The sequence below is a fragment of the Actinomycetota bacterium genome, assembly GCA_005774595.1.
GTDB lineage: Bacteria > Actinomycetota > Coriobacteriia > Anaerosomatales > D1FN1-002 > D1FN1-002.
On the sequence record VAUM01000071.1, the window covers coordinates 1 to 7,524 of the forward strand.

At 71.1% G+C, this 7,524-nt stretch carries 6 protein-coding genes; all 6 read left to right on the forward strand.

The window, feature by feature from the left end; translation table 11 throughout:
- Positions 1-2,271: transcription-repair coupling factor (gene mfd, locus FDZ70_04420; protein ID TLM78279.1), on the forward strand; the 2,271-nt coding region annotated here is incomplete at its 5' end.
- 2 nt (positions 2,272-2,273) lie between these two features.
- A complete protein-coding gene (locus tag FDZ70_04425; GenBank protein ID TLM78280.1) occupies positions 2,274-3,359 on the forward strand; it encodes a hypothetical protein in 1,086 nt (361 codons plus the stop codon).
- Positions 3,360-3,388: 29 nt separating this feature from the next.
- A complete protein-coding gene (mazG, locus tag FDZ70_04430; protein ID TLM78281.1) occupies positions 3,389-4,249 on the forward strand; it encodes a nucleoside triphosphate pyrophosphohydrolase in 861 nt (286 codons plus the stop codon).
- Entirely contained in the window at positions 4,246-5,535 is a 1,290-nt protein-coding gene (gene eno / locus FDZ70_04435) for a phosphopyruvate hydratase (protein ID TLM78282.1), read from the forward strand. Before mazG ends, eno begins: the two co-directional genes overlap by 4 nt.
- Positions 5,536-5,564: 29 nt before the next feature.
- Positions 5,565-6,434, forward strand: a complete 870-nt coding sequence (locus FDZ70_04440) for a class I SAM-dependent methyltransferase (protein ID TLM78283.1) — start codon at positions 5,565-5,567, stop codon at positions 6,432-6,434.
- 8 nt (positions 6,435-6,442) lie between these two features.
- Positions 6,443-7,524, forward strand: a 1,082-nt coding sequence (gene pyk, locus FDZ70_04445) for a pyruvate kinase (GenBank protein ID TLM78284.1), incomplete at its 3' end; no start/stop codon positions are given.

Consider the following 7,524-nt stretch of genomic DNA (forward strand, 5'->3'; position numbering starts at 1 on the left):
CTGCTGGACGCCGGCAGCCGCGTCGTGTTCGCCGCGCCCAACCGCGAGCAGCGCGCTCGCGTCACCGACGCGCTCGCCGACGCCGGTCTCGCCGTCACCGACCTGCCCGAGCCGCCGGCTTCACTCGCGCCCAAGCGCGTGCACGTCACCCGCGCCGACGTCCCCGCCGGCTTCGTCGTACCTGACGCCCGCCTCGCGCTCGTCTCGATCGAGGACGTCGCGCCCCGTGGCGGGCGCGCCCGCTCCGCCCGCGGCGTCGATCCCTCGCAGATCACGTTCGACTTCGCGCCCGGCGACTGGGTCGTCCACGCGGTGCACGGCATCGCGCTCTTCCGCGAGCTCACGCGCCGCGAAACGGCCGGCACCGAGCGCGACTACCTGCTGCTCGAGTACGCGCACGGCGACAAGCTCTACGTCCCGGTCGAGCAGCTCGACCGCGTCACGCGCTTCGTCGGCCCCGACGGCTCTGCGCCGCGCGTCACGCGCCTGAACACCGCGGACTGGACGCGCGCCACCGCCAAGGCCCGCAAGGCCGCACGCAAGCTCGCGTTCGACCTCGTCGACCTCTACGCGCGCCGCGCCGCCGTGACCGGCCACGTCTTCCCGTCGGACACGCCGTGGCAGATGGAGATGGAGGCGATGTTCCCGTACGAGGAGACGCCCGACCAGCTCGCCGCCATCGCTGACGTGAAGTCCGACATGGAGTCAGACAAGCCGATGGACCGGCTCATCTGCGGCGACGTCGGCTACGGCAAGACTGAGGTCGCCATCCGCGCGGCGTTCAAGGCGGTCCAGGACGGCCGCCAGGTCCTCGTGCTGTGCCCGACCACCATCCTCGCACAGCAGCACTTCACGACCTTCTCCGAGCGGTTCGCCCCGTTCCCCGTGCGCGTCGACGTGCTCTCGCGTTTCCGCAGCTCGGCGCAGCAGTCCGCCACGCTCGCCGACTTCGCGGCTGGTGAGGTCGACGTGCTCATCGGCACGCACCGCCTGCTCTCGCACGACGTCGCGCCCAAGCAGCTCGGCCTCGTGGTCGTCGACGAGGAGCAGCGCTTCGGGGTGCAGCACAAGGAGCACCTGAAGCACCTGCGCGAGCAGGTCGACGTGCTCACGCTGTCGGCCACGCCGATCCCTCGCACGCTGCAGATGGCGCTGTCGGGTGTGCGCGACATGTCGGTCATCGACACGCCGCCGCCCAACCGCTTCCCGATCAAGGTGCACGTCGGCGAGTACGACGCCGACGTGGTGTCCGGCGCCATCCGCGCAGAGCTCGAGCGTGGCGGCCAGGTCTACTTCGTCTCGAACCGCGTGCGCTCCATCGACGAGGCCGCACGCCGGGTCACCGACGCGGCGCCCGAGGCACGCGTGCTCGTGGCGCACGGGCAGATGTCGGAGCGCCAGCTCGAGGCGGTGATGGAGAGCTACGCAGCCGGCGAGGCCGACGTGCTCGTGGCCACCACCATCATCGAGTCGGGCATCGACAACCCGCACTCGAACACGCTGATCATCGAGGACTCGCAGCGCCTCGGCTTGGCCCAGCTCTACCAGCTCAAGGGCCGCGTCGGCCGCTCGCACGTGCGCGCGTACGCGTACTTCCTGTTCCCGCGCGCCGCGGGCCTGACCGACCAGGCCGCGGAGCGTCTCATGGCCATCCGCGACCACGACGAGCTCGGAAGCGGCATCAAGATCGCCATGCGCGACCTCGAGATCCGCGGCGCGGGCTCGCTTCTGGGCGCCGAGCAGTCCGGCTCGCTGTCGGCGGTCGGCTTCGACCTGTACGCGCAGATGATCCGCGAGGCGGTGGCCGAGGCGCGCGGCGAGCCACCGGTGGCGCACCCCGAGGTGCGCGTCGACATCGCCGTGAAGGCGTACCTGCCCGACGAGTACGTCCCGGACGCGGGCGAGCGCGTGCGCCTTTACCGCGCGATCGCGGGAGCGCTCACGCCGGAGGCTGCGGAGCGCGTCCGCGGAGAACTCGTGGAGAAGCACGGAGCGCCGCCGCCCCAGGCGGCCGACCTGCTACAAGTGGCTCGCGTGCGCGCGAAGGCCGCCGAGGCCGGCGCGACGAGCGTGGCGGTGGCCCGACGCAGGCTCACCGTGATGCCCGTCGAGCCCGCCGACGAGGTCCGCGCGGCGTTCGCGAAGGGCGGCGCGGTGTACCTCGTCGGGCCGCGCAAGCTGGTCGTCCCGCTCGAGCGTGACGAGGAGCCGCTGGGAGCGGCCGAGCGGGTGCTCGATGCTATACTGGCCGGAGCCCTGACGGGGGTCTGAGGATGCAGGGTCTGTCTCTCATCGGAGGAAGCATGAAGCGTCTCACCTCGATCGTCGCCGTCCTGCTCGCCGCAGTCCTGCTCGCCGGTTCCGCCGGCTGCGCGTGCACGAACGCCGGGCTCATCGCCAAGGTCAACGGCAAGGGCATCAAGCAGGACGACTTCGACAAGGAGATCGCACGCTACAAGGAGCAGTACCCGACGATGTTCGGCAACGCCGACGCCGAGTTCCGCTTCCGCCGCTCCCTCTTGAACCAGATGATCGACGCCGAGCTCCTGAGCCAGGCGGCCGACAAGGAAGGCGTCAAGGTCACCGACGAAGAGGTCGCCAAGCAGATCGAGAACCTGAAGAAGGGCTTCAAGGACCAGGCCGCCTTCGAGGCCGCGCTGTCCAAGTCCGGCTACGACATCGAGCAGTTCACCGAGTTCACGCGCGACCAGATGACCTCGCAGGCGCTCATCAAGAAGGTCGCCGCTGACGTCACGATCTCTGACGAGGAGATCAAGGTCCACTACGACAAGAACAAGTCGCGCTACGTGCGCCAGCCCTACGAGATGATCCACGTCGCGCACGTGCTCCTGAACGACCAGAAGACCGCCGACGAGGTCTACGGCAAGGCTGCCGGCGGCTCCGACTTCGCCGGGCTGGCCAAGCAGTACTCGAAGGACGCCGCGACCGCGTCGAAGGGCGGCGATCTCGGTTGGGCGACGATGCCGTACGCGGCCGAGTTCCAGGCCGCAGCCGACAAGCTCGGCGTGGGCGCCATCTCGAAGCCGGTCAAGACGTCGTTCGGCTGGCACGTCATCAAGATGATCGAGAAGAAGAGCGACAAGCAGAAGACGCTCGAGGAGGTCAAGGAGCAGATCCGCCAGATCCTGTTCCAGCAGTCGCAGGCGCAGTCGTACCAGAACTACCTGCAGAAGCTGCGCGCCGAGGCCGAGATCGAGATCTTCGACGAGGATCTGAAGGCCGCTGTCGAGGGTCCGGTGCCGACGACCGGCACCACCACGCGGCCGACGACCGCGACGGGCGCGCCGCAGCGGACCAAGCCGAAGGCCCCGGCGAGCACCGCCACGACGACCAAGTAGCGAAGGCCCGCGAGCCGCGACGGCGCCCCATGGACCCCGCTCCGGCCGGCGGCTTCGAGGAGTTCGTGGCCATCGTCGCGCGCCTGCGTGCGCCGGACGGTTGCCCGTGGGACCGCGCCCAGACGCACGCGACCTTGCGCACGCACATGCTCGAGGAGGCGTACGAGGCCGTCGCCGCCATCGACGAGGGTGACCACGCGCACCTGGCCGACGAGCTCGGCGACGTGCTGCTCCAAGTCGTGCTCCATGCGCAGATCGCGGCCGACGAGGGCGCGTTCACGATCGGCGACGTGACGGCCGGCATCTCGGAGAAGATCCGCCGTCGCCACCCGCACATCTTCGGCGACGCGGTCGCGGCCACCCCCGAGGAGGTCATGCACCGCTGGGACGCCATCAAGGCCGGCGAGCGCGCGAACGCGGCGGCCGGCGAGGCGGATGCTCCCGGTGCCCCCGCCGCCGAGCCCTCCGCCCTCGACGGCGTCACGCCCACGCTGCCCGCGCTCATGTACGCGCAGAAGATCTCGCGCCGCGCGGTGGCGGTCGGGTTCGAGTGGGAGGACCTCGACGGCGTGTGGACCAAGGTCCACGAGGAGATCGACGAGCTCAAGGCCACCGAGCCGGGCTCGCCCGAGGCCGCGCACGAGGTCGGCGACCTGCTGTTCACCGTGGTCAACCTCGCGCGCAAGCAGGGCCTCGACGCCGAGACCTGCCTGCGCGAGGCGTGCGAGCGGTTCTCGGCGAGATTCCGTGACATGGAGCGCCGCGCGCGCGAGGATGGTGTCACGCTTCAGGGGATGCACATCGAGGACATGGAAGGTCGCTGGCAGGCCGCCAAGGCCCGCGTGAGCGGGGCGGCCGCCGCGAAACGGGAAGGGGACGACCGTACATGAGCTACATCACCGACATCCACGCGCGCGAGGTGCTCGACTCGCGCGGCAACCCGACCGTCGAGGTCGAGGTCCTGCTCGACGACGGCTCGTTCGGCCGCGCGATGGTGCCCTCGGGCGCGTCGACCGGAGCGTTCGAGGCGGTCGAGCTGCGCGACGGCGACTCCGCGCGCTACCTGGGCAAGGGCGTGCTCACGGCCGTCAAGAACGTGAACGAGACGCTGGCCGAGGAACTCGTCGGCATCGATGCCACCGACCAGCGCGGCCTCGACGCCGCCATGGTCGCGCTCGACGCCACGCCGAACAAGGCCGCTCTCGGCGCCAACGCGGTCCTCGGCGTGTCGCTGGCCGCTGCCCGCGCGGCCGCCGAGTCCACCGAGCTGACGCTCTACAGCTACCTCGGCGGCCCGAACGCCTGCACCCTGCCGGTCCCGATGATGAACATCATGAACGGCGGCGCGCACGCGGATAACAACGTCGACTTGCAGGAGTTCATGGTCATGCCGGTCGGCGCGGGCTCCTTCCGCGAGGGCCTGCGCATGTGCGCGGAGATCTACCACACGCTCAAGAAGGTCCTGAAGGAGCGCAAGCTCGCCACGGGTGTCGGCGACGAGGGCGGCTTCGCGCCGGACCTCGACAGCAACGAGGATGCGCTCAAGGTCATCATGGCCGCCATCGAGCAGGCCGGCTACACGCCCGGCGAGCAGATCCGCATCGCGCTCGACCCGGCCACGACCGAGATCTACGACGCCGAGCGCGGCGTCTACATGCTCAAAGGCGAGGGCCGCGAGCTCACGAGCGCGCAGATGGTGGACTTCTGGGCCGACCTCGTGGACCGCTACCCGATCGTCAGCATCGAGGACGGCATGGCCGAGGAGGACTGGGACGGCTGGAAGCTGCTGACCGAGCGGCTCGGTTCGCGGATCCAGCTCGTGGGCGACGACCTGTTCGTCACCAACACCGAGCGCCTCAAGAAGGGCATCGCGATGGGGGTCGCCAACTCGATCCTCGTCAAGGTCAACCAGATCGGCACCCTCACCGAGACGCTCGAGGCCATCGAGACCGCCAAGCGTGCCGGCTACACGTGCGTGATCTCGCACCGCTCGGGCGAGACCGAGGACAGCACGATCGCGGACCTCGCCGTGGCCGTGAACGCCGGCCAGATCAAGACCGGCGCGCCGGCCCGCTCGGACCGCATCGCCAAGTACAACCAGCTCCTGCGCATCGAGGAGGAGCTCGCGGAGTCGTCGGTGTACCCCGGCATGGAGGCGTTCTACAACATCCGGTAGCGCGCGGGAGGCGCGAGGGGGGCGGCCGCGTGCCCAGGAGGACCACAGGTGTGGCCACGCACGACTTCGGCGTGCCGCTGGAGTCCGCGCTGGCGCGCCGCGAGCGCCTCGCCGACGACTACGCCCACGAGTACGGCGCCGAGCGCGTCTTCCCCGAGCTGACCGGCGCGGTGCAGTCCGAGATCCCGGGCGGCTCGCGCGTGCTCGAGGTCGGCGCGGCGACGGGGCTGATGACCGGCCCGCTGCTCGAGAGCTCGGCGATGCTCACCGCGCTCGAGCCGTCGGCCGGCATGCTGAGGCGCCTGCTCGCCAAGGACGTCGCGTCGTCCGAGAAGCTCAACGTCTTGCGAGGCATGACCGAGGACCTGCCGCGCGACGTGGCCTACGACGTCGCCGTCGTCACCTTCACGCCGCGCAGGGGCCTCGGCCTGATGAAGCTCCTGCTCGAGCTGGCGATCCGCGTCCGCCACCGCGTGGTGATGATGCTGCCCGAGGACGGCTCGATGGACTGGGCGTACCTCTCGCGCTCCGCCGCCGCGCAGGGCTTCGACGTCCGTTCGCGCATCGTTCGCGGCGAAGGCGCGCAGCGGGCCGTGGTGTTCGTCGCGGAGCTCGCGAACTGGACGCCCACATTCACCGGCGAGGAGACCTGGGCCGCCGAGGCCCGCGAGACCACCGTGCCGGCGCCGCCTCCGCGCGGCGTGGCCACCCGCCTCGTGCGCTTCTTCCTGCTGTCCGGCGACCGCGCGCTGCTCGTGCACACCGACCGCGAGTGGATCGACCGCATCTACGGCAACCTGCGCACCGCCGCTCACCGTCTCGGAGGCGGCGAGATCACCGTCCGCCGCGAGGAGGACGGCGTGATGCTGATCCGGCTTCCGAGGACCGGCGAGGAGTAGGGGCGGCCGTGACGCGCCGCGTGAAGCTGGTCGCCACCCTCGGGCCCGCCTCGTCATCGCCCGCGGTCCTCGACGCGCTCGTGTCGACGGGACTCGACGTCGCCCGGCTCAACGCCTCACACGCGGGGCCCGAGGGGCTCGAGCCGCTGCTGGATGGCGTGCGCGCCGCCGCGCAGCGCGCCGGCAGGCACGTCGCGGTGATGCTCGACCTGTCGGGGCCCAAGATCCGCATCGGGCCGATGGCCGAGGGAGTCGTGCTCAAGGAGGGCGCCGTCTTCGAGCTTCGCGGCGGCGAGGAGTGCGCCGGCGACGCGACCCGCGCGTGCGTGACGCATGCGGGCCTGGCGAACGACGTGCGCACCGGTGATGCGGTGCTGCTCGACGATGGGCGCGTGAGACTGCGCGTCGAGGACGTGAAGGGGCCGTCCGTGTTCACGCGCGTCGAGGTCGGCGGGCCCCTGAAGGCCCGCAAGGGCGTCAACGTCGCGGGCCGGACGCTGTCGGTCGACGGCGTGACACCCAAGGACCTCGACGACCTGGCATGGGGGCTTGATGTGGGCGTCGACCTCGTGGCGCAGTCGTTCGTGCGCTCCGCAGCGGACGTCGAGCGCCTGCGCGCAGCGATGGGTGAGCGAGCGGTGCCCATCGTCGCCAAGGTCGAGAAGCACGAGGCGCTCGCCGCGCTGCCCGAGATCGTCGATGCGGCCGACGCGGTGATGGTCGCGCGCGGCGACCTGGGCGCCGAGACCTCGCCCGAGCGGGTGCCCGTGATCCAGCGAGGGCTCGTGCGCATGGCGCGCGAGGCGGGCAGGCCCGTCATCGTGGCCACCGAGATGCTCCAGTCGATGCTGACCGCCGACCGGCCCACGCGCGCGGAGGCGTCCGACGTGGCGACCGCGGTCTTCCAGCGCGCGGACGCGGTGATGCTCTCGGGCGAGACGGCCGTCGGCGCCCATCCCATCGAGGCGCTCGCCGCCGCGGCGCGCATCGCGGAAGCCGCCGAGGAGGCGGCCGAGGGCGGCATGCCGCTGCCGGAGCCCGGGGGCCACTGGGACGTCACCCTCGCGGTCTCGGACGCGGTCTGCGAGCT

Bases quoted from the DNA above. Each gene is read 5' to 3' on its own strand.
- FDZ70_04425 (TLM78280.1), top strand. From the start codon at position 2,274: ATGCAGGGTCTGTCTCTCATCGGAGGAAGCATGAAGCGTCTCACCTCG.
- mazG (TLM78281.1), top strand. From the start codon at position 3,389: ATGGACCCCGCTCCGGCCGGCGGCTTCGAGGAGTTCGTGGCCATCGTC.
- eno (TLM78282.1), top strand. From the start codon at position 4,246: ATGAGCTACATCACCGACATCCACGCGCGCGAGGTGCTCGACTCGCGC.